Origin of the sequence: Dyella monticola (genome assembly GCF_003363155.1) — a bacterium.
GTDB classification, from domain to species: Bacteria; Pseudomonadota; Gammaproteobacteria; order Xanthomonadales; family Rhodanobacteraceae; genus Dyella_B; species Dyella_B monticola.
This window is the reverse complement of record NZ_QRBE01000002.1, coordinates 461672-485735: the sequence shown is the minus strand read 5'-3', so window position 1 is coordinate 485735 and position 24064 is coordinate 461672. Positions and strand designations below refer to the sequence as shown.

At 61.3% G+C, this 24064-nt stretch carries 20 protein-coding genes and 1 tRNA gene; 13 read left to right on the top strand and 8 right to left on the bottom strand.

Annotation, left to right across the window (positions count from 1 at the left end; translation table 11 throughout):
* Positions 1-4 precede the first annotated feature (4 nt).
* Both acnB and DWU98_RS05785 read left to right on the top strand, forming a co-directional pair.
* Positions 5-2596, top strand: a complete 2592-nt coding sequence (gene acnB / locus DWU98_RS05790) for a bifunctional aconitate hydratase 2/2-methylisocitrate dehydratase (protein ID WP_115494524.1) — start codon at positions 5-7, stop codon at positions 2594-2596.
* A 184-nt stretch (positions 2597-2780) separates the two neighbouring features.
* Positions 2781-3677, top strand: coding sequence for a LysR family transcriptional regulator (locus DWU98_RS05785; protein WP_115494523.1), 897 nt, complete (start codon positions 2781-2783; stop codon positions 3675-3677).
* A gap of 57 nt (positions 3678-3734) precedes the next feature.
* On the opposite strand, the gene hflD is transcribed toward DWU98_RS05785, so the two are convergent.
* The 3 genes from hflD to DWU98_RS05770 are packed head-to-tail and all read right to left on the bottom strand — an operon-like array spanning position 3735 to position 5981.
* Positions 3735-4358: a high frequency lysogenization protein HflD gene (hflD, locus tag DWU98_RS05780; RefSeq protein WP_115494637.1), complete on the bottom strand. Its 624-nt coding sequence runs from the start codon at positions 4356-4358 to the stop codon at positions 3735-3737.
* A 10-nt stretch (positions 4359-4368) separates the two neighbouring features.
* Complete coding sequence (mnmA, locus tag DWU98_RS05775; protein WP_115494522.1) at positions 4369-5496, bottom strand: tRNA 2-thiouridine(34) synthase MnmA; 1128 nt, start codon at positions 5494-5496, stop codon at positions 4369-4371.
* On the bottom strand, positions 5493-5981 hold the full coding sequence (locus tag DWU98_RS05770; protein WP_115494521.1) for an NUDIX hydrolase: 489 nt from the start codon (positions 5979-5981) through the stop codon (positions 5493-5495). Before DWU98_RS05770 ends, mnmA begins: the two co-directional genes overlap by 4 nt.
* A 282-nt stretch (positions 5982-6263) precedes the next feature.
* Here DWU98_RS05770 and clpS point away from each other — a divergent pair, with 282 nt between their 5' ends.
* Together clpS and clpA are read left to right on the top strand one after the other, a co-directional pair.
* Positions 6264-6590 (top strand): ATP-dependent Clp protease adapter ClpS, encoded by a 327-nt coding sequence (gene clpS / locus DWU98_RS05765; protein ID WP_115494520.1) that lies wholly within the window; start codon positions 6264-6266, stop codon positions 6588-6590.
* Between the two features lie 119 nt (positions 6591-6709).
* Positions 6710-8980 (top strand): ATP-dependent Clp protease ATP-binding subunit ClpA, encoded by a 2271-nt coding sequence (gene clpA, locus DWU98_RS05760; RefSeq protein WP_115494519.1) that lies wholly within the window; start codon positions 6710-6712, stop codon positions 8978-8980.
* 80 nt (positions 8981-9060) lie between these two features.
* Here clpA and infA read toward each other — a convergent pair whose 3' ends face one another.
* Both infA and DWU98_RS05750 read right to left on the bottom strand, forming a co-directional pair.
* Positions 9061-9279, bottom strand: a complete 219-nt coding sequence (infA, locus tag DWU98_RS05755) for a translation initiation factor IF-1 (protein ID WP_115494636.1) — start codon at positions 9277-9279, stop codon at positions 9061-9063.
* Positions 9280-9389: 110 nt separating this feature from the next.
* A complete protein-coding gene (locus DWU98_RS05750; protein ID WP_230474710.1) occupies positions 9390-9770 on the bottom strand; it encodes a polyhydroxyalkanoic acid system family protein in 381 nt (126 codons plus the stop codon).
* Positions 9771-9773: 3 nt separating this feature from the next.
* Between DWU98_RS05750 and DWU98_RS05745 the strand changes: the two genes are divergently transcribed.
* The 9 genes from DWU98_RS05745 (at position 9774) to DWU98_RS05705 (ending at position 18351) form a co-directional block, all read left to right on the top strand.
* Positions 9774-10529 (top strand): FHA domain-containing protein, encoded by a 756-nt coding sequence (locus DWU98_RS05745; RefSeq protein WP_115494518.1) that lies wholly within the window; start codon positions 9774-9776, stop codon positions 10527-10529.
* A 146-nt stretch (positions 10530-10675) separates the two neighbouring features.
* Positions 10676-11761, top strand: a complete 1086-nt coding sequence (serC, locus tag DWU98_RS05740) for a 3-phosphoserine/phosphohydroxythreonine transaminase (RefSeq protein WP_115494634.1) — start codon at positions 10676-10678, stop codon at positions 11759-11761.
* Positions 11762-11829: 68 nt separating this feature from the next.
* Positions 11830-12918: a prephenate dehydratase gene (pheA, locus tag DWU98_RS05735; RefSeq protein ID WP_115494517.1), complete on the top strand. Its 1089-nt coding sequence runs from the start codon at positions 11830-11832 to the stop codon at positions 12916-12918.
* Positions 12915-14222, top strand: coding sequence for a 3-phosphoshikimate 1-carboxyvinyltransferase (gene aroA / locus DWU98_RS05730; RefSeq protein WP_115494516.1), 1308 nt, complete (start codon positions 12915-12917; stop codon positions 14220-14222). The genes pheA and aroA overlap by 4 nt, the downstream gene beginning before the upstream one ends.
* Before the next feature lie 30 nt (positions 14223-14252).
* Positions 14253-15023, top strand: a complete 771-nt coding sequence (gene kdsB, locus DWU98_RS05725; protein ID WP_115494515.1) for a 3-deoxy-manno-octulosonate cytidylyltransferase — start codon at positions 14253-14255, stop codon at positions 15021-15023.
* Positions 15020-15481 carry a low molecular weight protein-tyrosine-phosphatase gene (locus tag DWU98_RS05720; protein ID WP_230474709.1) on the top strand — a complete coding sequence of 154 codons (462 nt, stop codon included), beginning with the start codon at positions 15020-15022 and terminating at the stop codon, positions 15479-15481. The genes kdsB and DWU98_RS05720 overlap by 4 nt, the downstream gene beginning before the upstream one ends.
* A 56-nt stretch (positions 15482-15537) precedes the next feature.
* Complete coding sequence (gene uvrC / locus DWU98_RS05715) at positions 15538-17364, top strand: excinuclease ABC subunit UvrC (RefSeq protein WP_115494513.1); 1827 nt, start codon at positions 15538-15540, stop codon at positions 17362-17364.
* Positions 17365-17620: 256 nt separating this feature from the next.
* The gene (gene pgsA, locus DWU98_RS05710) at positions 17621-18238 is read left to right on the top strand and encodes a CDP-diacylglycerol--glycerol-3-phosphate 3-phosphatidyltransferase (protein ID WP_115494512.1); all 618 of its coding nucleotides are present in this window, start codon (positions 17621-17623) and stop codon (positions 18236-18238) included.
* 37 nt (positions 18239-18275) lie between these two features.
* Positions 18276-18351, top strand: a tRNA-Gly gene (locus DWU98_RS05705).
* Between the two features lie 113 nt (positions 18352-18464).
* Here the strand turns inward: DWU98_RS05705 and DWU98_RS05700 are convergent.
* The 3 genes from DWU98_RS05700 to DWU98_RS05690 form a co-directional block, all read right to left on the bottom strand.
* Positions 18465-20411, bottom strand: a complete 1947-nt coding sequence (locus tag DWU98_RS05700; RefSeq protein WP_115494511.1) for a glycoside hydrolase family 127 protein — start codon at positions 20409-20411, stop codon at positions 18465-18467.
* Between the two features lie 184 nt (positions 20412-20595).
* The gene (locus DWU98_RS05695) at positions 20596-22038 is read right to left on the bottom strand and encodes an amino acid permease (protein ID WP_115494510.1); all 1443 of its coding nucleotides are present in this window, start codon (positions 22036-22038) and stop codon (positions 20596-20598) included.
* Between the two features lie 52 nt (positions 22039-22090).
* Positions 22091-23815, bottom strand: a complete 1725-nt coding sequence (locus DWU98_RS05690) for a DUF885 domain-containing protein (protein ID WP_115494509.1) — start codon at positions 23813-23815, stop codon at positions 22091-22093.
* Positions 23816-24064 lie beyond the last annotated feature (249 nt).

Here is a 24064-nt window from a genome sequence, read left to right as displayed (position 1 = left end):
CCCCATGCTCAACGCCTATCGTCAACATGTCGCCGAGCGCGCAGCGCTGGGCATCCCCGCGCTGCCGCTGTCGGCTCAGCAGACCGCCGATCTGATCGAACTCTTGAAGAACCCGCCCGCGGGCGAAGAAGCGTTCCTGGTCGACCTGATCACCAACCGCGTGCCGGCCGGCGTGGACGATGCGGCGAAGGTCAAGGCGTCCTACCTCGCCGCGGTGTCGTTCGGCACCGAGAAATGCGCACTGATCAGCCGCGAAAAGGCGACCGAACTCCTGGGCACCATGCTCGGCGGGTACAACATTCACCCGTTGATCGAGCTGCTGGATGACGCGCAGGTAGGCGGTATCGCCGGTAGCGCGCTGAAGAACACCCTGTTGATGTTCGACGCGTTCCACGACGTCAAGGAAAAAGCGGACAAGGGCAACGCCAACGCAAAGTCCGTGCTGCAAAGCTGGGCCGATGCTGAATGGTTCACCAGCCGTCCGGCGGTTCCCGAGAGCCTCACCATCACCGTGTTCAAGGTGCCGGGCGAAACCAACACCGACGACCTTTCGCCCGCGCCCGATGCCACCACACGTCCTGACATCCCGTTGCACGCGCTCGCCATGCTGAAGAACAAGCGTGACGGTGCGCCGTTCGAGCCCGAAGAAGATGGCAAGCGCGGCCCGATCAAGCTGATTCAGGATCTGAAGCAAAAGGGTCATCTGGTCGCTTACGTGGGCGATGTGGTGGGTACCGGGTCCAGCCGCAAATCGGCAACTAACTCTGTCTTGTGGTGGACGGGCGAAGACATCCCGTTCATTCCCAACAAGCGCTTTGGTGGCGTGTGCCTGGGTAGCAAGATCGCCCCGATCTTCTACAACACGATGGAAGATGCCGGCGCGCTGCCGATCGAGCTGGACGTCTCCGGCATGGACATGGGTGACGTGATCGAACTGCGTCCCTACGAAGGCAAGGCGCTGAAGAACGGCCAGGTGATCGCCGAATTCAAGGTGAAGTCCGATGTGTTGTTCGATGAAGTGCGCGCCGGTGGCCGCATTCCATTGATCATCGGCCGTGGCCTTACCACCAAGGCGCGCGAGGCGCTGGGGCTGGCACCGTCTACGTTGTTCCGTCTTCCGCAGAGCCCGGCTGACACCGGCAAGGGTTACACGCTGGCGCAGAAGATGGTTGGCCGCGCCTGCGGCTTGCCGGAAGGCAAGGGCGTGCGCCCGGGCACCTATTGCGAACCGAAGATGACGTCGGTGGGCTCACAGGACACCACCGGCCCGATGACGCGCGACGAGCTGAAGGACCTGGCTTGCCTGGGCTTCTCCGCCGACCTGGTGATGCAGTCCTTCTGCCATACGGCCGCTTATCCCAAGCCAGTGGACGTCAAGACGCACCACGAGCTGCCCGCCTTTATTTCTACCCGTGGTGGCATCAGCCTGCGTCCGGGCGACGGCGTGATCCACTCCTGGCTCAACCGCATGCTGCTGCCCGATACGGTCGGCACCGGCGGCGACAGCCATACACGTTTCCCGATCGGCATTTCCTTCCCGGCAGGTTCTGGCCTGGTGGCCTTCGCCGCCGCTACCGGCGTGATGCCGCTGGATATGCCCGAATCGGTGCTGGTGCGCTTCAAAGGCGAGCTGCAGCCGGGCGTGACGCTGCGCGATCTGGTGAATGCGATTCCGCTGTACGCCATCAAGCAGGATCTGCTCACCGTCACCAAGCAGGGCAAGAAGAACATCTTCTCCGGCCGCATTCTGGAAATCGAAGGTCTGCCGAATCTGAAAGTGGAGCAGGCGTTCGAACTGTCCGATGCTTCCGCCGAGCGTTCCGCTGCCGGTTGCACGGTGAAGCTCAATAAAGAACCGATCATCGAATACTTGAACAGCAACATCACGCTGCTGAAGTACATGATCGCGCAGGGCTATCAGGACGCGCGCAGCTTGCAGCGCCGGATCAAGGCGATGGAAGCATGGCTGGCCAATCCGCAGTTGCTCGATGGCGACAAGGATGCCGAGTACGTCGCAGTTATCGACATCGACCTCAACCAGATCCACGAGCCGATCGTGGCGTGCCCGAACGATCCGGATGACGTCAAGACGCTGTCCGACGTCGCCGGTGCGAAGATCGATGAGGTGTTCATCGGTTCGTGCATGACCAACATTGGTCACTTCCGGGCAGCGTCCAAGTTGCTGGAAGGCAAGCGCGACATTCCCACGCGCTTGTGGGTAGCGCCGCCGACCAAGATGGATCAAAAGCAGCTTACCGAGGAAGGTCATTACGGTGTGCTTGGTACTGCCGGCGCGCGCATGGAAATGCCGGGCTGCTCGCTGTGTATGGGTAATCAGGCACAGGCGCGCGAAGGCGCCACCGTGTTCTCCACCTCCACGCGTAACTTCCCCAATCGCCTGGGCAAGAACACCAACGTGTACCTGGGCTCGGCCGAACTCGCCGCCATCTGCTCACGTCTCGGCCGCATTCCGAGCCGTGAGGAATACCTGACCGACATCGGTGTGATCAACGCGAATGGCGACAAGATCTATCGCTACATGAATTTCGATCAGATCGCCGATTTCAAGGAAGTGGCCGATACGGTCGACGCATAAACGTGCGCCATCCATTCCCTCTCCCTGTCGGGGAGAGGGTTAGGGTGAGGGGCCAAGGCTGGCCTCAATCCTCATAAAAGCGACACCTCGGCGCTTCCTTCCTGTCGCACACGATGGCCCTCACCCCAGCCCTCCCCAGAAGGAGAGGGCGTTGGTTCGTCGCGCCGTCGTTTATGCTTGCGTGATGATCTCTTCCCACATCTCGGCCGTTTCATTGCGCGACCTGATCCTGGTGCAGGCCGTGCACCGCCATGGCAGCTTCAACAGCGCTGCCCGGGCCATGCACATCAGCCCGTCCGGGCTGTCGCATCAGGTACAGAAAGTGGAGCAGGCGTTGGGCACGCCATTGTTCGAGCGCGGTGGTCGACGCGTGGTGCCTACGGCGGGCGGCCAGCGTTTGCTGGAACAGATCGACGCAGTGCTGCTTGCTGCCGAGCACCTCCAGCAAGCGGCGCGTGCCGGCGAGACCGCATTTGGCGGTGAGCTGCGACTGGGTGTATTGGCCACGTTGGGGCCATACCTGCTACCGCATTTGATCGAGCCGTTTCCGCAGCATTTCCCCGGTGCGCGCCTTAGCCTGTCCGAAGGCAAGCCGCGCGGGCTATTGCGCCGCTTGCATGAAGGCGAACTTGACGCAGTGCTGGCGCCGCCGGCAGCAGCACTCAGTGGTATTGCCATGTGCCCGTTGTTTTTCGAGCCGTGGGAAGTGCTGCTGCGTGCCGATCATCCGCTGGCCGGTAAACGCGTCATCGCATTGGATCAGCTCAATACCAGCGAAGCCATCCTGATGGCCGAAAGCCATGCCGATGGTGAGGGTTACGTACAGGATGTGAGCCTTGAGAGCCTCGCTGCGCTCGTGACGCTGCGCGGCGGACATGCCTTGGTGCCCGCACTCGCGCATGACCGGCTGGCATCGATGCCGGATATCGTGCTGGCGAAAATCAGGGGCGTAGCGCCGGGACGCGAGATTGCACTGTACTGGCGCGAGGCTTCGCCTTGGCATGGCGATCTAACATCTTTCGCCGATCTGCTCCGCAAGCTCGCCAGACAGCGGCCCGGGTTGCATCTCATCGACGCGTGACAAACGTGCGGCAGTGGTGCGATCTGAAATGCGCTGGTCGTTGCGATCAGCGCGCCATCAGCGATTGTCCAAGGTTGTTCCTGTCAGCAGACCACGCGCCAGCATGGTGCATTGACGGCGATGCAGCAGCAGTTGCCACTGACGACCACCGATCTGCCGCCACAACACGGCCGAACGCACAGCAGCCAGCAAGCTGGCACGCACGCGTTCCACCAGCGCCGGCTGCTGCAGCCACTGCGGATTGCCTGTCACCATCACGCGCGGCCGCAATGTCGACAACGTCCCTGCATAGACCTCGGCGAGGCGGCTGAAAACCTGCGGCGAGTTCAACCCGAAATGATCCACTTGACGCTTTGTGGAGACGATCCCCTGTTGCAACTGATCGAGCAGATCCTTGCGATGCGACAGCGCCCGCTCCAACCGCATCACCGTAACCACCATGCGCGTGATGGCCATATCCCGTCCGTTTTCGTCGAGCTGCCCGATCAGCGTACGCAAGCCCACGCGGATGCCTGACACGCTGCCGTATACGCCCACGACTGAAGGTGCATCGATGCGAAACACGCTCGCCAGGCTTGCATCCAGCGCGAGGTCATCGCAGCGGCCTTCATTGGCCAGTTGATGGGCCAAGGCCGAGGCCTGGAACAAACCGGCCAACGCCAGCACGCGTTCTTCGTTGATGGCGAAAGCTTCAAACACGTTGCATCCTGCTTTCTGCAAATGAATGGGAGAGGCCGCCGTAGGCTGCATCGGTGGCCGCGATCACGGCACCGCCCAGGCATTCGTCGCCGGCATAGAACACCACCGACTGCCCGGGAGTGACGGCGCGCTGGGGATCGTCAAAGTGTACGTGCACCTGAGCGTCCTTTATGGATACCACGCAGGCTTGGTCATGCTGCCGGTACCGGGTCTTGGCGGTACAGCGAAATTCCTGATCGGGCGCCGCGCCGGCGACCCAGGTGGGCGCCTCGGCAACCAGCCGCTGGGAAAGCAGCCATTGGTTTTCGCCACCCTGCGCGACGTACAAGATATTCCGGGGGACGTCTTTACCTACGACATACCACGGCTCGCCGCCAGCATTTTGACGCCCTCCAATGCCCAAGCCGTTGCGCTGGCCCAGGGTGTAGTACATCACGCCCTGGTGTTCGCCAATGAGGCGACCGTCCGGGCTACGCATCTCGCCGGGCCGGGCAGGGATGTATTGGGTCAGAAACTGACGGAAATCGCGCTCTCCGATAAAGCAGATGCCAGTGGAGTCCTTCTTGGCGTGCGTGGGCAAGCCGGCTTCCCGCGCCATCTCACGCACCCGCGATTTTTCGATCTCACCCACAGGAAACAGCGTCACGGCCAGTTGTTGCTGCCCTAGTGCATGCAGAAAGTAGGTCTGGTCCTTGCCGGCATCCAGGGCCCGCAGCAGGCGATAGTGACCATTCTGGAAATCCACGCGCGCGTAATGGCCTGTCGCAATTTTTTCCGCACCCAGCGCGCGGGCTTCCTCCAGAAACGTCTTGAACTTGATTTCGCGATTGCAGAGCACGTCCGGGTTCGGCGTGCGTCCGGCGCGGTATTCGGTGAGGAAATGCTCGAACACGCCATCCCAGTATTCGGCTGCGAAATTGCGGGCATGGAAGGGCAAGCCCAGCCGGCCGCAAACTGCTACGGCATCCTTGCGGTCCACATCGGCAGTGCAAGGACCGTTGCGATCATCTTCCTCCCAGTTCTGCATGAACAGGCCTTCCACCTCGTATCCGGACTGCTGCAGCAGTAGCGCGGCCACCGACGAATCGACACCGCCGGAAATGCCCAGCATCACCTTCATGACACGCTGCCCGGCATCAGGCTGGACACAATGGACAGCGGCAACCGTTGACCTGCCAGCCAGTCGTCGATGCTCATCAATACCATTGGGCTGCGCAAACGTTCGCCTAGGTCGGCGATTTCGCGGCGAGTCAGCCAGAGTGCCTTGCGAATGCCTACATCCAGTGGTTGCTGCGGATCGTGGCTTAAAGGTTTGGCCGCAAAGCTGAAACGCACGATCACGTCGCCGTGCTCTTTGCTTCGCCACTGGTGCACGCCAATAAGGTGTGTGAGCTCTACCGCCCACCCGGTTTCTTCACGCGTTTCACGCACTGCAGCCTGTTGCAGGGTTTCCTTGTCATCCAAATGACCTGCAGGCTGGTTATATGCCACGCAGCCGTTGACCTCCTCTTCAACCATGAGGAAACGGTCACGATCCGCCACGACACATGCGACGGTAACGTGAGGGCGCCATATGTCACTAATGGAACTTTCAGGTGCTGTCATGCGAACTCAAGCTTTAAGAGCCTCCTGTTCAATATCTCCCCACAGCTTGCATAGCCCCTTGCGGCGCCCCCAACTTGGCGAGGTGGCCAGTCTGGCGCGGCACGACGTGCGGCCGCACGTCGACCACACAGGGGCTATGCGAACTACGTTGAGGCATTGAACAGGCTCATAGGGTAAGGGCACTGGAAATGCCGTTATTGTGCCATTACCTCAAGTGCGGCCGCCGGGTAGCACAATCTACCCAGGCGTATACTGGAGCCAACAAGGAATAACCGGTAAAGCATGGCGAACGAATCCGAACAAGAACACGGCAGCGGACATGGGCTTGCTGTCGAAGTATCGAAACCGGAGGTGGCGCGGCCGCCCCTGTTTCAGGTGCTGCTGCTGAACGACGATTTCACGCCGATGGACTTCGTGGTCGAGGTGCTACGAATATTCTTCGGCATGGATCAGGAGAAGGCCGTACAGATCATGTTGCACGTACACACTCGCGGTAAGGGCGTGTGCGGGGTGTTCACCCGTGAGGTGGCCGAAACCAAGGTCACGCAGGTGAATGAATATTCACGTGCCAACCAGCACCCTTTGTTATGCACGATGGAGAAGGTTTGAAGCGGGTTTCGACGCTTCGACGTCGCCTTGGCGGCATGGGTGTTGATCCCGCCGTTTTTGGCCCCCATTTTGCATTCATCGCGGTAAAGCCGCCCATCATTGCAGTGGAGTAGGTCCGGATGTTCAGCAAGGATCTCGAAGTCACCATTGGCCAGTGCTACAAGCAGGCCCGCGAGCAGCGCCACGAGTTCATGACCGTGGAGCATCTGCTGCTCGCCCTCACCGAGAACCAGTCGGCCCTCGGGGCTCTGCGCGCCTGCGGCGCGGATCTGCCGCGGCTGACCCATGAACTGGAAAAGATCATCGCCGAGACCGTGCCGGTACTGCCGCACGGCGACGAGCGCGACACCCAGCCCACGTTGGGTTTCCAGCGCGTGCTGCAGCGGGCGGTGTATCACGTGCAATCCTCGGGTCGCAAAGAGGTCACCGGCGCCAACGTGCTGGTCGCCATCTTCGGGGAAAAGGATTCCCACGCCGTGTATTTCCTGCACCAGCAGGAGATCACGCGGCTGGACGTGGTCAATTACATCTCCCACGGCATCGCGAAAATCGGCGACGAGCCCTCCAGCGGCATTTCCGGCAGCGAGCGCGATGCCGAGGAAGGCGGCGAGGGCAAGGGTAATCCGCTCAGCGAATACGCCACCAACCTCAATGAGCTCGCGCTGGAAGGCAAGATCGATCCGCTGATCGGCCGCCAGGACGAAATCGAGCGCACCATTCAGGTGCTGTGCCGCCGCCGCAAGAACAACCCCCTCTACGTCGGCGAGGCAGGTGTGGGCAAGACCGCGCTGGCCGAGGGTCTGGCCAAGCGCATCGTCGACGGCGAAGTGCCGGAGGTGCTGGAAAACGCCACTATCTGGGCGCTGGATCTTGGCGCGCTGGTGGCCGGCACCAAGTACCGCGGTGACTTTGAGAAGCGCCTGAAAGCCGTTATCGGCCAGCTCAAGAAGCAGACGGGCGCCATTCTGTTCATCGATGAAATTCACACCATCATCGGCGCCGGCTCCGCATCGGGCGGCACGATGGATGCCAGCAACCTGATCAAGCCCATGCTTGCCTCGGGCGAGCTGCGCTGCATCGGTTCCACCACATTCCAAGAGTTCCGCGGCATCTTCGAGAAAGACCGCGCGCTGGCCCGTCGCTTCCAGAAGATCGATGTGGTCGAGCCGAGCGTGGCCGAGAGTCTGGAAATTCTCAAAGGCCTCAAATCGCGCTTCGAAGAGCACCACAACGTGTCCTACACGCTGGAGGCGCTGAAAGCCGCGGTGGATCTCTCGGTCAAGCACATCCCCGATCGCCTGCTGCCCGACAAGGCCATCGACGTGATCGACGAGGCCGGCGCGCGCCAGCGCCTGTTGCCGATCGAGCAGCGTAGCGGCAAGGTGGATGTGCCCGAAGTGGAGTACATCGTCGCCAAGATGGCGCGCATTCCGGCCAAGCAGGTGTCGGCTTCTGATCGCGACGTACTGCGGAATCTGGAACGCAACCTCAAGATGGTGGTGTTCGGCCAGGATCCGGCCATCGAAGCGCTGGCCGCTTCGATCAAGATGGCGCGTTCAGGGCTGGCCGACCCTTCCAAACCGATCGGCTGCTTTCTGCTGGCCGGCCCCACCGGCGTGGGCAAGACGGAAGTCACCAAGCAGTTGGCCATGCAGCTTGGTATCGAGATGATCCGCTTCGATATGTCCGAGTACATGGAAGCGCATTCGGTTTCGCGCCTGGTTGGCGCGCCTCCGGGCTACGTCGGTTTCGACCAGGGCGGTCTGCTCACCGAAGCGGTCACCAAACATCCGCATGCGGTGCTGTTGCTGGATGAGATGGAGAAGGCGCATCCGGATGTCTTTAACATCCTGCTGCAGGTGATGGATCGCGGCGTGCTCACCGACACCAACGGACGTGAGGCGAACTTCAAGAATGTGATCGTGGTGATGACGACCAATGCAGGCGCGCAGCAAGCGTCTCGTCGCAGTATTGGCTTCGTAAAGCAGAATCATTCAACCGACGCCATGGAAGTGATCCGTCGCACCTTTACGCCGGAATTTCGCAATCGCCTGGATGCGATCATTCAGTTCAACCCGCTGGACTTCGAGCACATCCTGCGTGTGGTCGACAAGTTCCTGATCGAGCTGGAATCGCAGCTCAGCGAGAAGCATGTCGCTCTGGACGTTGATGCGGACGCCCGCCGTTGGCTGGCTGAGCACGGCTTCGACCCCCAGATGGGTGCCCGCCCGATGGCGCGCGTCATCCAGGAGAAGATCAAGCGCATGCTGGCCGACGAGCTGCTGTTCGGCAAACTGGCGGAGGGTGGCAAGGTGATACTCGGCGTGCGCGACGGCGAACTATCCGTGCAGACCGAAGCAGCCGAACCGGTGCCTGCGACCATTTCCTGATGGCAGCGGCCTGCAGCAACAAAAAAGCCGCGTCTATGCGCGGCTTTTTTGTGAAGCGGTAAGTGCAGGGAAGGCCGCGCTTACTTCATGCGGTAGGTGATGCGCCCCTTGGTGAGGTCATACGGTGTCATTTCCACCTTGACCTTGTCACCCGTGAGAATGCGGATGTAATGCTTGCGCATGCGGCCGGAAATATGGGCAATCACGACGTGGCCGTTTTCCAGCTTTACTCGAAACATGGTGTTGGGTAGGGTCTCTACGACCGTACCATCCATTTCAATGACGTCGTCTTTGGCCATGCGTTCCAGGAATTCGCGCAGGCCACCATGGCCGCGTAAGCCTTCAATTATGCCACGGATCGCGCGCTGGTCCAAGGAGCGCAGGCCTTCGAGCGCAAATAAGCTGGCCGTCAGCCGAAATGCTCGTCCAATTTGCGCCGGATTTCCTGCTCGATCATGCTCTTGAGCGGGGACAGCAGCATGCCCAGCTGGGCGCTCACGTGGATTTCATCGCTATTAATGGCGATCTTGCCGTTGATACCAGGACGCTGGAATGTCAGTGCCTCATTCTGCCACTGGGTCTGGACGTCGAACTTTTCACGCATGCGCGCCGCAACCTTGTCGATCACGGCGTGAGCTTCGGCCGAAGAAAGCTGGTGCGGGCGGCGGATATCAATGCTTGGCATGGTCGATAGAGCAGGGGACAACGTACGGCCGCCCATCATAAGGGGTAATTTCTGTCGATAGTTCGTGCGCTTCTGATAAAGTCGCGCCGTCACGTCGTCGGTCATTTCATGCGCATCGAATTTCCCCACGCCAACCGGGCGGATTTTCATTGGGCCCAGACGCCGTTGCGCATCGGCAGCGATCCTGACAATGACCTCATCCTCGCCGCTAGTCAGGCGGCCCCCCATCACCTGCGGATCAGCCTGGATCGGCGCGGTTGGGTGCTCGAGGTGCTGTCGGATGCCACGCGCATCTACGTCAACGCGCGTCCGGTGCGGGAGCGCGCCATCGTGCGTGCGGGCGATACACTGAGTGTCGGTGATTGCCGCATGCTGTTGTGCGCGGACGATGCGCCCGCTGAACGGTCTTCACCCGCAATGCCAGAGCGGGAGCGCTGTACGGTAGCGCTACGCGCGGTGGCCGGCCCGCTTTCAGGACAGGTGTTGCCGTTGGCTGATCGCATGGAGCGCGTCACCCTCGACCTGCCGCAAGGCGAAACGGCCACATTGGCCACTTTCTGGCGTAACGATCGTCTATGGATGGAGACCACCCAGGCGGCCGACGCGCGCTATCCGGTGCGGGTGAACGGCATTGCCTTAGAGCAAACTCTGCTCTTGCCTGGCGATCAGCTCGGCATTGGCATGCATCGCTTCCTGATCGATGCGCCGGGTTTGGAACCGGAACCGGAAATTGTCCTCCCGCCGGAGCCGGCTGATGCGTTGCCAGAGGACTCCGCCGGGCCACGCGGCGAAGTCTGGTGGCTGATCGCCACTGCGGCCGTACTCGCACTCGGCATTGCCTTGCTCCTGCTGCTTCATTCCTGAGGCACACGCTCGCCCGTTCCCCTCTTGCCCTGGAGAGCTAAGGGCAATATGGCCAGGGGGACTATCCAACCCTCGATTCCGGCATTGACGCCGTGTTGCTGCGTCGCGGCATAATGCAGCGATCATTTCAAGACAGGAATCGGCGCGTGAGCAGGGTCTGGAATTTCAGCGCGGGGCCGGCAGCATTGCCCTCGCCGGTGCTTGAACGCGCGCAGCGCGAGCTGCTGGATTGGAATGGTAGCGGCGTCTCGGTGATGGAGCAGTCCCACCGCGGTAAGCGCTTTATTGCCATGGCGCAGCAGGTGGAAGCGGACCTGCGCGAGCTGATGGGGATTCCTGCCGAATACGCCGTGTTGTTCGAACAGGGTGGCGCAACCCAGCATTTCGCGCAGATTCCCATGAACATCGCGCGCGAAGGTGACAGCGCCGACTACATCCTTACCGGCCATTGGAGCGAGAAAGCCTCCAGCGAGGCAGCGCCATACGTTCGCGTCAATGTGGCCGCCACCAGCAAGGGCGACAGCTATCTGCATATGCCCGGGCGCGCGAGCTGGAAGCTCGATCCTGCTGCGTCATACGTGCATATCGCTACAAATGAAACCATTCATGGCGTGCAATTTCAGGAAGCTCCTGATGTGGGCAACGTGCCGCTGGTTGCAGACATGTCGTCGGACATTCTTTCCGCTCCGGTGGATGTCAGCCGCTTCGGGTTGATCTATGCCGGTGCGCAGAAAAACATCGGCCCATCCGGCTTGGTGCTCATGATCATCCGCCGCGATTTACTCGAGCGGCCGACGCGCCCGATGGCAAAGATTTTCCGCTACGCCGAGCACGCAGCCAACGATTCCATGCTCAATACACCCAACACCTGGGGCTGGTATCTGGCCGGGCTGACCTTTCAATGGCTGAAGGAGCACGGAGGCCTTTCGGCGATGGCCGAGCGCAATCGTCAAAAGGCGCAATTGCTTTACGCGACGATTGATGGTTCCGGCGGCTTCTACCGTAACCCGATCGATCCGACCGTTCGCTCGCGCATGAATGTACCGTTCACGCTACACGACAGCGCACTCGACGCTGTTTTTCTGCAGGAATCGGAAGCGGCAGGCTTGATGGCGCTGAAGGGCCACAAGGCGTTGGGCGGCATGCGCGCTTCGCTGTATAACGCGGTGCCGCTCAAGGCGGTGCAGGTACTGGTCGACTTTATGCACGATTTCACCCGCCGGCATGGCTGATACACTGGTGCGCCGGAACGGAGCTTCCGGTCACTAAATAGACTTCTTTACGGTTGGACACCCATCGCATGAATGAACCCAAGCTATCGCTGACGCAGGCGCGCGAGCGCATCGACAGCATCGACCGGCAGATCCAGGAGCTGATCTCCGAGCGCGCCAACTGGGCCCGCGAAGTGGCCAAAGTGAAGGGCGAGGGGCTTTCAGCGATCGACTATTACCGCCCCGAGCGCGAGGCACACGTGCTGCGCATGGTGGTGGACCGCAACCACGGGCCGCTTTCCGATGGCGAAATGGTGCGCCTGTTCCGTGAAATTATGTCGTCCTGCCTGGCGCAGGAAGATCCGCTGAAAGTGGGATACCTCGGTCCGGAAGGCACGTTCAGCGAACAGGCTGTGCGCAAGCATTTCGGTCACGCCGCCTACGGGCTTCCACTGGGCAGCATCGAGGAAGTGTTTCAGGAGGTGGCTGCCGGTCATGCGGATTTTGGCGTGGTGCCGGTGGAGAATTCCGGGCAGGGCATGATCCAGGTGACGCTGGACATGTTCCTTACTTCCGAAGCGCGCATTTGTGGCGAAGTGGAGCTGCGCGTGCATCAATGTCTGCTCTCGCAGCACAATGCAGTGGAAGGCATCAAGCGTGTCTACGGCCATGCTCAATCATTGCAGCAATGCAAGACGTGGCTGCGGGTAAACCTGCCGGATGCCGAGTGCATCCCTGTGCAAAGCAACGCGGAAGGTGCGCGCCTGGCGCGCGATGTGCAGGACGCGGCAGCCATTGCCGGCGCCACCGCAGCAAAGGTGTACGGTTTGCATATCGTTGCTCAGGCCATTGAGGATCGCGCAGACAACACCACGCGTTTTCTGGTGATCGGGCGCTCGCTTTTCCCCGCATCGGGCAACGACCGCACTTCGCTCTTGATTACCGTCAACGACAAGCCGGGCGCTCTCTATGAAATTCTCAGTCCGTTCGCCAAGCATGGAATCAGTTTGAATCGTATCGAATCGCGCCCGGCACACACAGGCAAATGGCAATACGCCTTCTTCATCGACGTTTCCGGACATATCGACGACGTCGCATTGCAAACAGCCCTTAAGGACATGGGCCCGGTCGCCGCCCAGGTGCGCGTGCTCGGTGCCTATCCGGTGGCCTTGCCATGAGCGGTACGCAGCGTTTGGATTGGGTCAGCCGACCCGCCGTCAACTTGCATGGCGATGTGGTGGTGCCCGGCGACAAATCGGTCTCGCATCGTTCGATGATGCTTTCGGCGATTGCCGAGGGCACATCGCATATCCAGGGCTTTCTCGAAGGCGAAGACACGCGCGCCACGGCAGCCGTGCTCGCGCAATTGGGCGTGTCGATTGAAGCGCCGTCAGCGGGTGAGCGCATCGTGCACGGCGTTGGCTTGCACGGCTTACGCGCGTCCAGTAAACCGCTCGATTGCGGCAACGCCGGCACCGGCATGCGCCTTTTGGCTGGTTTGCTGGCAGGTCAATCTTTCGACAGTACGTTGACTGGCGATGAATCGCTTTCCAAGCGTCCCATGCGACGCGTCACCGATCCCCTCGCGAAAATGGGCGCGCAGATCGACAGCCAGGATGGTTTGCCACCGCTGCATGTGCGTGGCGGACGATCGCTGCACGGTATCGGCTACGAATTGCCGGTGGCCAGCGCACAAGTGAAATCGGCTTTGTTGCTGGCAGGCTTGTACGCCAAGGGCATTACGGAAGTGATCGAGCCACACCCCACGCGCGACTACACCGAGCGCATGCTCGCTGCATTCGGCTGGCCGGTCGAGTTTTCGCCCGGCCACGCCAAACTTGAAGGCGGCCATCGTTTGCGTGCGACCGACGTCGTGGTGCCTGCCGATTTTTCTTCGGCAGCGTTCTTCCTGGTGGCTGCCAGCATCGTGCCGGGATCGTGCTTGCGTCTGCCTTCGGTCGGGTTGAATCCCCGCCGCACCGGTTTGCTGGAAGCCTTACGCCTGATGGGTGCTGACATCCGGATCGAAAACCAGGGCGAAAGCGGCGGGGAGGCGGTCGGCGATCTTGTGGTGCAGCACGCGCCACTGCATGGCATTGAGCTCCCCGAAGCGCTGGTGCCGGACATGATCGACGAATTTCCGGCCTTGTTCGTGGCGGCTGCGCTGGCGAACGGGCGCACCGTGGTGCGCGGAGCGGCGGAATTGCGGGTCAAGGAATCGGATCGCCTCGCCACCATGGCGGCAGGCTTGCGCGCGCTTGGCGTGCGTATCGAGGAGACGCCGGACGGCGCCATCATCGATGGCGGCGCCATCCAAGGCGGAACCGTCGACAGCCATGGTGATCACCGCATTGCCATGAGCTTTGCAGTAGCGGGGCTGGTGGCACGTGGTGCGGTGACGATTCGCGATTGTGCCAATGTAGCGACATCATTCCCCGGATTCGTGGAACTGGCGAACGGCTGTGGATTTGTGCTGAATTAGGCCACTGTTTCAAAGCGAGTTGTCAGCCTCATGTCATCGACTCCCCAGTTCATCGTCGCCATCCCCGCCCGGTACGGGTCCACCCGGCTACCTGGCAAACCGTTGCGCACGATTGCAGGCGTACCGATGGTGGTGCGCGTAGCACAGCGGGCGCGGCAAGCGGGCGCGTCGCAGGTGGTCGTCGCAACGGATGACGAGCGCATTGCGGACGCGCTGGCCGGGCAGGATGTGGACGTGTGCATGACCCGCGGCGATCACGCCTCGGGCAGCGACCGCCTGGCCGAATGCGCGGCTTACTACGGCTGGGGTGATGACAGCATCGTGGTGAACTTGCAGGGCGATGAACCGTTCGCGCCTGCTGCCGGCATCCAGGAGGTGGCCTATGCGCTTGCGCGGGACAACGCGCCCGTAGCGACATTGGCTACACCTATTACGGATGCGCACGAGCTGTTTGATCCAAACGTGGTGAAGCTGGTTCGTACCGCGCAGGGCCGTGCGTTGTATTTCAGCCGCGCGCCATTACCGTGGGCGCGCGATGCGTTTGCCACCCATCGCGATGCACTGCCTGCAGACCTTCCGTTTCTCCGCCATATCGGTATTTATGCGTATCGCGCAGGCTTTCTGCAGCAATACACTCAATTGCCGCGCACGCTGCTGGAGCAGGCCGAATCGTTGGAGCAACTGCGCGTACTCGAGCACGGCTATGCGATTGCGGTTCGCCTCACACCTGAACCGTTTCCACCGGGTATCGATACGGAAGCGGATTTGCAGCGCGCTGAAACATGGATGCGCAATCTGTGAACAGCATCTTGTTCGTGTGCCTGGGCAATATCTGCCGTTCGCCGTTGGTCGAGGCCGTGGCGCGCAAGCATTTTTCCGAAGCGGGGTTGGCCATCGAGGTTGCATCCTGCGGTACCGGCGGCTGGCATGCCGGGGAACAGGCCGATCCACGCATGCGTGCGGCGGCTGCCAAGGCAGGCTACGAACTGGAAGCGCACCGTGCGCGGCAGTTGCGTATCGCGGATTTTGAGCGGTACGACCTTCTCCTCGCGATGGACAGCACCAACATGCGCAATATGCAGCGGATGAGCGATGGCCACGCGCGCGATCGGCAGGCGTTGTTCCTGGAATGGAGCGGCGCCATGCCGCCGCATGATTTTCCCGATCCCTATTACGGCGAGCCCACGGATTTCGCCCAGTCGGTCATGCTGGCCGAACGTGGCGCCCAAGGCCTGATCAAGCGGTTGCGCGCCGGCTGACCACTCCTGCGTGGGTAGGGCAGTGGAAAGCCGCCAAACGGGCTAAAATCGCCCTCATGCAGCCCGCTTTCCCCCAGGCCTTCGATGGCAAGGCCTTTGTCAGCACCCTTACCACCTCGCCTGGCGTCTATCGTTATTTCGACGAGGATGGCGAATTGCTGTATGTGGGCAAGGCCAGCAGCCTCAAAAAGCGCGTCGGCAGCTATTTTCTCAAGCCGCGGATGGAGCCGCGTATCGCGGCGATGGTGGCGCAGATCGCGCGCTGCGAAATCACCGTCACGCGCACGGAGGCCGAGGCGCTGCTGCTGGAATCGCAGCTCATCAAGGCTTTGAAGCCGCGCTACAACATCCTGCTGCGCGACGACAAAAGTTATCCGTACATCTACCTCTCAGGCGGCGAGGATTACCCGCGCCTGGCGTTTCATCGTGGCGCACGCAATCAGCCGGGTCGTTATTTCGGGCCTTTCCCCAGCGCTTTCGCCGTGCGCGAAAGCCTCAATCTGATGCAGAAGCTGTTCAAGGTGCGGCAGTGCGAGGACAGTTATTTTCGTAATCGCTCCAGGCCATGCCTGCAATATCAGATCGGCCGCTGTACCGGTCCTTGCGTGGGTTTGATCAGCACCGATGACTATCGCAGCGACGTGCGCCATGTGGAGATGTTTCTGGAAGGCCGCGGCAGTGCCGTGATCGATGAACTGGCCACCTCGATGGAGCAGGCCAGTGCACACTTGAACTTTGAACGCGCCGCCGCGTTGCGCGATCAGATCGCTACGCTGCGCAAGCTGCACGCCCAAAACCACGTGCAAGGCGCTACCGCCGATATGGACGTGATTGCCTGTCGCATCGAGGCCGGTATCGCCTGCGTCAGCGTGCTGTTCTTCCGCAACGGCATCAGCCTGGGCACGCGCGATTTTTATCCGCGCTTGCCGCTGGACGCCGAGCCGGCAGACGTGCTCGCGCAATTCGTAGCGCAGTATTACCTCGATCGTCCCGTGCCGCGCGAGATCATCCTTAGCGAACCCGTTGCGGATGAGCAATTGATTGCCGACATGCTGACGCAGCAGTGCGGTCATGTGGTGGAGATCAAGACGCGTGTGCGCGGTGATCGCGCACAGTTCATGCAGATGGCCGAGCGTAATGCGCAGGCTTCGCTCACCTCACGCATTGCCAGCCGCCAGACGCTCGGCGCGCGCTTCGACGATCTGCAAAACGTGCTTGGATTGGACGAATCGCCCAAGCGCATCGAGTGCTTCGACATCAGCCACACGCGCGGCGAAGCCACGGTGGCCTCTTGCGTGGTGTTCGGGCCGGAAGGGGCGGAGAAATCGCACTACCGCCGTTTCAACATCGCCGGCATCACGCCGGGCGACGATTATGCTGCCATGCATCAGGCACTCACGCGCCGCTTTCGCAAGGTGGCCGAAGGTGAAGGCGTGCGGCCGGATATCCTCTTGATCGACGGCGGCACCGGCCAAGTGGCGCAGGCGCTGGATGTGTTGCGCGAGTTGGGTATCACCGGCATCGAGGTCGTCGGTGTCGCCAAAGGGCCGGGCCGCCGGGCCGGTGAAGAAACACTGGTGCTGGCCGGTTCGAACCGGGAAATTCACCCAGGTCCCACGTCGCCCGCGCTTCATCTGGTGGCGGCTGTGCGTGACGAGGCGCATCGCTTTGCCATCAGCGGGCACCGCAAGCGTCGCGAAAAGGCACGCGAGCGCAGCGTGCTGGAGGATGTCCAGGGCGTGGGTGCTCGCCGTCGCGCGGCACTGCTCAAGGCATTCGGTGGCCTCGCTGGCGTGGAAGCCGCCGGGGTCGAGGAGTTGATGCAGGTGAAAGGCATTGACCGCAGCCTCGCCGAGCGCATCTACGATGCGCTCCACGCCTGATCACGCCGCAACGTGCGACACTAAGGAGCACTCCGATTCATTTGGCGCAGGGCACACTGACCCCCTGTGCGCATCATGCGAAAGCGGTCGGCATTCCATACCCTGTATACCCTTGGAACCGGCTGTGGCTGCCCGCATTCCTTCGGCTTCACGGTCGAGCCTGCCTTTGCCGGTGAGCCGGCCATCCGCAGACAGGCAGGGCTGCTAGCACCCGCGCAGAATGAGCCAGAGCATCTCAAACCCCCGGAAGGAGCCCATGCGCATCAATCTGCCCACCTGGCTGACGCTGTTCCGCGTAGCGCTGCTGCCGGTGATGGTGGTGGTGTTCTATCTGCCGTTTCGTGGCCACAACATTACGGCGGCCACCGTGTTTGCATTGGCGGGGGTTACCGATTGGCTCGACGGCTATCTCGCCCGTCGGCTGAACATGACCTCCAAGTTCGGCGCCTTCCTCGACCCGGTCGCGGACAAGCTGATGGTGGCTGTCACGCTGTTCATGCTGGTGGCCTCACACCGCGGCGATTGGGCCGGCATTGTGATGGCGATTACCGCAGCCATCATCGTGGGGCGTGAAATCAGCATTTCCGCGCTGCGTGAATGGATGGCGGAGATCGGCATGCGGGCGACCGTACGCGTGGCGTTCATCGGCAAGCTGAAGACCGTGATGCAGATGGTGGCCCTGGTCGTGCTGATCCTGCAGCACGAGAAGGAGGCGGAGGCGCTGCGCCTGTACCACATCGGCGAGGCCCTGCTGGTGGTGGCGGGCGTGCTCACCATCTGGTCGGGCCTGTATTACGTGCGCGCCGCGTGGCCGGCCCTGCATGACGACGCGCCCATCATCCCGTCCGCGCCGGAGCAGGATAGAAACGCTTGACGGCTCCGCTTCACACGCTAAAATGCGCGGCTCCGATGCGGGAATAGCTCAGTTGGTAGAGCACGACCTTGCCAAGGTCGGGGTCGCGAGTTCGAGTCTCGTTTCCCGCTCCAAATCCTGATCCCAGGGCGTTCGTCAAAGCCTTTGGGTTCCAAATAAAGGGGCGAAAGCCCCTTTTTTCGTGTTCACTGCAAGCCAGCAGCCAAGCAGCGCAGACGTGACGCGGTTAGCCGTCGCTGGACGACGCGTCCAGATCGTTCTGCCAGTACACCGCATAGCGCTCGCCGAAAATCTGATTCACGGGAGCGACGCCGACCGGGCCTTGGCGCGTGCTGGCTTCGAAGCGCAGCGCTTCGGCGGAAACGATACGCATCCAATCCGTGCTGCGGGCGTGAGCCGCCGTAATGCGCGGCGCAGGCTGCGGTGGCGGCTCAGGGTCTGGGCCGTTGTCATAGCCACCGTACTGCATGGCATGCGTCAGCCCTTGGCCGCCCAGTCGTGCAGCCAGCACCAGCGGTCCATAGAGCATTGCGATCTGGCGGTCGTCTCCCGGTAGCGGCATGGTGTGCAGGTGCATCGGTAGCGCAAACTCGACGTGGTCGCCATCGCGCCACTCGCGCTGCACGCTGAGGTAACTGCCGGGTGATGCAAACGCGTCGAGCGTTTCACCATTCACCTTTACGCCCGCGCCGGGACCGATCCAGGACGGTATGCGCAAATGCAGCGCGAACCGCTTTGCCTGCGTGAGCTTGAGTTTCAGATGCGTGCGCGGTTCGCGCGGGAAACGCGTCTCCTGGCGCAACACGATGCCATGCTGTTCCCAATTCAGTTCAGAGGGAATGAACAGGTTGACGTAAAGATCCTGCTCATCGTGGAAATAAATGTTGTCGTTGAAGCGGGCAAACTCCTCCGCGCCAGTACCGGTACAGCACCAGAACGAGTCGGTGGGCGAGTTATAGAACTTGTTAGCGCCAGCGCGCAGCGGATAGTAGTAGAGCTTCATGCCATCGGCTTCCTGGCTGCCAAGGCGCGCGTTGTAGAGCGTGCGCTCGTAGTAGTCGAACGCGCGCGGGTCGCCATTCCAGCTGTAGACGTGGCGCGTCAGTTTGAGCAGGTTGTACGCCACGCACGATTCGGCACTGTAAAGGCCAAGCTGGCCTTTGAGATCACCCGGGGCGGTCTTCCAGAATTCGTCGTTGCTGGAGCCGCCGGTGGCGTAAGTGCGATGCTGCGTGACCGTTTCCCAAAAAAACTCGGCCATCCGCCGATAGCGTGGTTCGCCCGTCAGCTCGTAGCGACGCGCGGCGCCGATGATCTTCGGGACCTGCGTGTTGGCATGCAGTCCCTGTAATTCATCACGATAGGCGGCCAACGGATCAAACAGCGAAGCGTGGTCAAAACGATGTGCGGCATCGCGGTAACGCTCGTTGCCGGTGATGGCGTAGAGCTCATACATCGACTCGTTGATGCCACCGTATTCGGTCTTCAGGATGTGCGCCATCTGCGCATCGGAAAATCCGTTGAGCCAGTGCACGATCCAGTCGCCGATACCGGCAGCGACATGCAGCGCTTGCGGGTTGCCGGCCAGGCGGTACATATCCAGCATGCCGGCCTGAATCTTATGAACGGTATAGAACGGTGCCCAAACTTTCTGGCCATTACTGAGGCGGTCAAAAAAGCTTTCGGGAAAGGCGCTCAGATAACCATTCGGACGCTGGCACGCGGCAAGCACCGTTACAAGCTGATCGCCGCGTGCCTTGAGCCATTCATCACTGTTGCTGGCGTAGGCCAGCGCACACGCCGACAGGTAATGGCCGCCGGTAAAATGACCACGCAATTCGCAATCGGGCTTCTCCCATCCGCCTAGCGGCGTGGCGCTGGAGGCCAACCTGGCCTGCAACCGGAATGTGTGCGCTAAACGGTCGATAGGCAGGCTGAGCAAATAATTCCGATTGATGGCGGCCGCACGGGTGAAATCGCTATCCAGCAGCCGAACCTGTTTCAATGCGAAGGATTGCACGCAGCGTACCGGCTGGTCGGGTACCGCCTGCGTGGACATCGAGGCGGGTTCGGCTGTATCGAACGCGCCTACGCGCGGAGCAATGACCGCTGCGGCCAGTGCCGTGGCCGCGGTTTTTAGAAACTGCCTGCGTTGATCTTTTTCGTGCTGCATATCACTCCTCGAAACGACGGCGACTGCAAGGCCAAGCACATATCGCCTCGTAGACACGAGAAGGGCCCGTGCACGCATCCTGGGGAGGATACCGGTGTGCTCTTCCGGCAAGAGGTGGCTCCGTGCACGGGCCAATCAGCATGGTGGGACCGGAGGGCAAGAGCGTCTTGGCGAAATCCACCGCCTAGGATGCGGATTCGTGCACAGCCTCGCCCGTGTTTGTCTGGCCGGCCACACTCAGGTGGCTGTGCTGGCGCCCGTAAGTGAAATACACCACCAGGCCGACCAGCAGCCACAGCGCAAAGCGCCAATAGGTAATCGTTGGCAATCCCCAGATCAGCCAGCAGGAGAATCCGACGCCAACCAAGGGCACCAGCGGCACCAGCGGTGTGCGGAATGGACGCGGCATATTCGGATGGCGCCAACGCAACACTGCCACAGCACTACAGATCACGATAAAAGCGCACAACACGCCGATGTTCACCAGCTTGGCCAGTTCGTCCAGCGGAAATAGCCCCGAGGCGACGGTCGTTACCGTGCCCAGCAGCAGCGTCGTGCGATGCGGCGTGTGCCAGCGCGGATGCACTTTGGCAAACCAGCCCGGCAACAAACCGTCGCGCGCGAGGGCGAACCAGATGCGCGCGCCGGCCAGCAGGTTAGCGAAGATCACGCTGGTAATGCCGCAGACGGAAGCAAGCGAAATGGCCACCATCACCTGTGGCAGTCCGATGGCGGTGAACGCGCCAGCTACCGGCGCGGGATTATTCAGCGTGGTGTACGGCACGATGCCGGTCAACACCATGCAGATGGCGAAGTACAGCACCATCGCGATGGCCAGCGACAGCAGCACTGCACGCGGCAGATCGCGTTGAGGGTGACGCGCTTCCTCCGCCGCGGTGGTGAGCATGTCGTAGCCGAATACGGCAAAGAACACCACGGCCGCACCGGTCACGACACCATGCACACCGAATGGCATGAACGGGTGCCAGCGTTCCGGTTTCACATAGGCGACGCCAGCGACCACGATGCTCGCCGCAGCGGCAATCTTGATCGCCACGATGGTGGTGTTGAAGCGCGCACCCCATTGCATGCGCATCGCCAGCAGGACGGTGATCGCCAGCGAAACAATGACCGCCGGCAGGTCGAACCACCGACCCGGCGCGCTGCCATAGGCGCCCTGCGCCCACACCGGCAGCGGCAGCCCCGCGGCATTCAGCAAAGCCTGCACATAACCCGACCATCCCACCGCGACCACCGCTGCGATCAAGGCATATTCCAGCAGCAGATCCCAGCCGATGATCCAGCCGGTGAACTCGCCCAATACCGCGTAGCCGTAGGTATAGGCGCTGCCGGAGACCGGAATGAGCCCGGAAAACTCCGCATAGCACAGCGCCGCCGCAGCGCTGGCGATACCGGCGAGCAGGAATGACAGCACCACCGCAGGCCCCGCCTGTGTGGCGGCTACCGTGCCGGTGAGCACGAAGATGCCCACGCCAATGATGCCGCCCAAGCCGATGGCGGTGAGCTGCCACAAGCCCAGCACACGGCGCAGGCCGCTGCGTTCCCCCGTTTCCTGTTGCATGGACTCGACGGATTTGCGCCGTGTCATGTCGGTGATCAGGCTCATCTGCTGTCTCCCCCGATTAAATGTGTCGCTGTTTTACAGCCCAGACACGGCGTCAATCATTTGCATACGGCGATTTGCCACCGCTGGCAATGAACTGGTCAATACGCTTGTGCAGCACCGGTAACGGTACGGAACCGGTAGAAAGCACCACATCGTGAAAGGCACGGATGTCGAACTTGCCGCCCAGCGCTTGCTTCGCGCGAGCGCGGTCCTGGCGAATCTCCAGCTCGCCCAGGTAATACGACAGCGCCTGTCCCGGCCATGCGATGTAGCGGTCCACTTCGGTATCGATTTCGTGTTCGGCCAGCGCGGTGTTTTCGCGCAGATATTCGCGCGCCTGCTCACGCGTCCAATGCAGGTGATGCAGGCCCGTATCCACCACCAACCGCGCCGCACGCCACGCCTGATAACTCAAATAACCGAACTGGTCGTAGGGCGTTTTGTACATGCCCATTTCCTGGCCCAGGTATTCGCAATACAACGCCCAGCCCTCGCCGTAGGCGGAGATGTAGGCATAGCGGCGAAAGGGCGGCAGCCCTTTCAATTCCACTGCCAGCGGCATCTGCAGCGCATGGCCCGGTGAGGATTCGTGCAGGGTCAGCGCCGGCAATGAATACAGCGGACGCGAAGGCAGGTCGTAGGTATTCACCAGATAAATGCCAGGGCCACCGCGTCCGCCGGTGTAGATCGGTGCGAGATCCGGCGGCACCGGTTTGATGGTGAAGCGGCGACGTGGCAGGCGGCCGATGTAATCACCTACTTTGCCGTCCACTTCCTTCGCGATCCAGGCCGCATCCTTCAGTAGCTCGTCCGGTGTCTTGGCGTAGAAGCGTGGATCGGTGCGAAGAAAATGCAGAAAATCGGCAAAGCTACCCTTGAAGCCCGTGTGCTTGATGATATCCAGCATCTGTTGATGGATGCTGGCCATCTCCTTCAAACCCAGCGCATGGATCGCGTCGGGGCTCATGTCCAGGGTGGTGTATTGGAGGATCTGCGACTGATAGAACGCCTTGCCATCGGGCAGGTCTTCCGCCGCGATCGTGGTGCGTGCATGCGGCATGTATTCGTTGCGCATGAAGTTCAGCAACTTGGCGTAGGCGGGGATGACGTCCTGCGCGATCGCCGCTTGCGCCTGAGCGCGCAAATCCGCCTGCTGTGCAGCGGAAAGGGTGGAGGGCATCTGCCTGAACGGTGTGTAGAACAGATTCTGTTCGCCCGGCGCATCGGCCACCGCGGCAAGCGACTGATATTGTCCCTGCACGATGAGCTTGGGCTGCGTGAAGCCACGCACCAATCCCAAGCGCATGTTGGCGATCTGCTCATCGAAGTAGCGCGGTATGTCGCGAAGCTTACCCAGATAATTGCGGTAATCCTCAAGCGTGACAAAATGGTCGCGCGCAGCGAAACCCAAGTCACTCCAGAACGCGGTATCGGAATTGAACGGCATCTGCCACGTCTTGAATGTCTGGTCGTTGAGCAGCGTCTGGATCTGTTGTTTGTAGACCTCATCGTTGAGCTGGTCGTCCGGGCTCAGCTGCGCTTCCGGGATTTTTCCAAGCTGCGTGAGCACGTCGACCCAGTATTTTTCGCGCATCGCCTGCGTGGCGGCGTCCACCTCGGGCAGATGATTGGCGTTCTGCTGCTGGCTGTCTTCATCATCGCTGCCGGCGAATTGTTGCTGGCGCCATTGCCATTCACGCGTGTACAGGGCATGAAAGGTTTGGGTGGCGTCTTGCGTCGGCGCTGCTGCCACCACGCCGGTTGCGAACATCAGCATGATGCTGCAAGCGAGCAGAAGCGCTGTTGTTCCCCGCCTTCTCCTGGCGTGTGAAAGAAACCTGGCCCTGTCGCCCTGGCGAAAGCCCGAGCCCGGTATCTTGATGGGGTAACAAACTCGCTGAGCGCCGGTTTTCGTCGGGGCGACGTCGCTGAGGCGGGATAGGAAGCTATGCTTTTCGCCGTTCACACGGTTACACCAAAACATGTGCTGCATTCCTCCGCGTAAATCGTTTGCAAGATCACCCCT

Coding starts and splice junctions, on each gene's coding strand:
- acnB (WP_115494524.1), top strand. CDS start 5: ATGCTCAACGCCTATCGTCAACATGTCGCCGAGCGCGCAGCGCTGGGC.
- DWU98_RS05785 (WP_115494523.1), top strand. CDS start 2,781: ATGATCTCTTCCCACATCTCGGCCGTTTCATTGCGCGACCTGATCCTG.
- mnmA (WP_115494522.1), bottom strand. CDS start 5,496: ATGAAGGTGATGCTGGGCATTTCCGGCGGTGTCGATTCGTCGGTGGCC.
- DWU98_RS05770 (WP_115494521.1), bottom strand. CDS start 5,981: ATGACAGCACCTGAAAGTTCCATTAGTGACATATGGCGCCCTCACGTT.
- clpS (WP_115494520.1), top strand. CDS start 6,264: ATGGCGAACGAATCCGAACAAGAACACGGCAGCGGACATGGGCTTGCT.
- clpA (WP_115494519.1), top strand. CDS start 6,710: ATGTTCAGCAAGGATCTCGAAGTCACCATTGGCCAGTGCTACAAGCAG.
- infA (WP_115494636.1), bottom strand. CDS start 9,279: ATGGCCAAAGACGACGTCATTGAAATGGATGGTACGGTCGTAGAGACC.
- DWU98_RS05750 (WP_230474710.1), bottom strand. CDS start 9,770: ATGACCGACGACGTGACGGCGCGACTTTATCAGAAGCGCACGAACTAT.
- DWU98_RS05745 (WP_115494518.1), top strand. CDS start 9,774: ATGCGCATCGAATTTCCCCACGCCAACCGGGCGGATTTTCATTGGGCC.
- pheA (WP_115494517.1), top strand. CDS start 11,830: ATGAATGAACCCAAGCTATCGCTGACGCAGGCGCGCGAGCGCATCGAC.
- aroA (WP_115494516.1), top strand. CDS start 12,915: ATGAGCGGTACGCAGCGTTTGGATTGGGTCAGCCGACCCGCCGTCAAC.
- kdsB (WP_115494515.1), top strand. CDS start 14,253: ATGTCATCGACTCCCCAGTTCATCGTCGCCATCCCCGCCCGGTACGGG.
- uvrC (WP_115494513.1), top strand. CDS start 15,538: ATGCAGCCCGCTTTCCCCCAGGCCTTCGATGGCAAGGCCTTTGTCAGC.
- pgsA (WP_115494512.1), top strand. CDS start 17,621: ATGCGCATCAATCTGCCCACCTGGCTGACGCTGTTCCGCGTAGCGCTG.
- DWU98_RS05700 (WP_115494511.1), bottom strand. CDS start 20,411: ATGCAGCACGAAAAAGATCAACGCAGGCAGTTTCTAAAAACCGCGGCC.
- DWU98_RS05695 (WP_115494510.1), bottom strand. CDS start 22,038: ATGAGCCTGATCACCGACATGACACGGCGCAAATCCGTCGAGTCCATG.
- DWU98_RS05690 (WP_115494509.1), bottom strand. CDS start 23,815: ATGCTGATGTTCGCAACCGGCGTGGTGGCAGCAGCGCCGACGCAAGAC.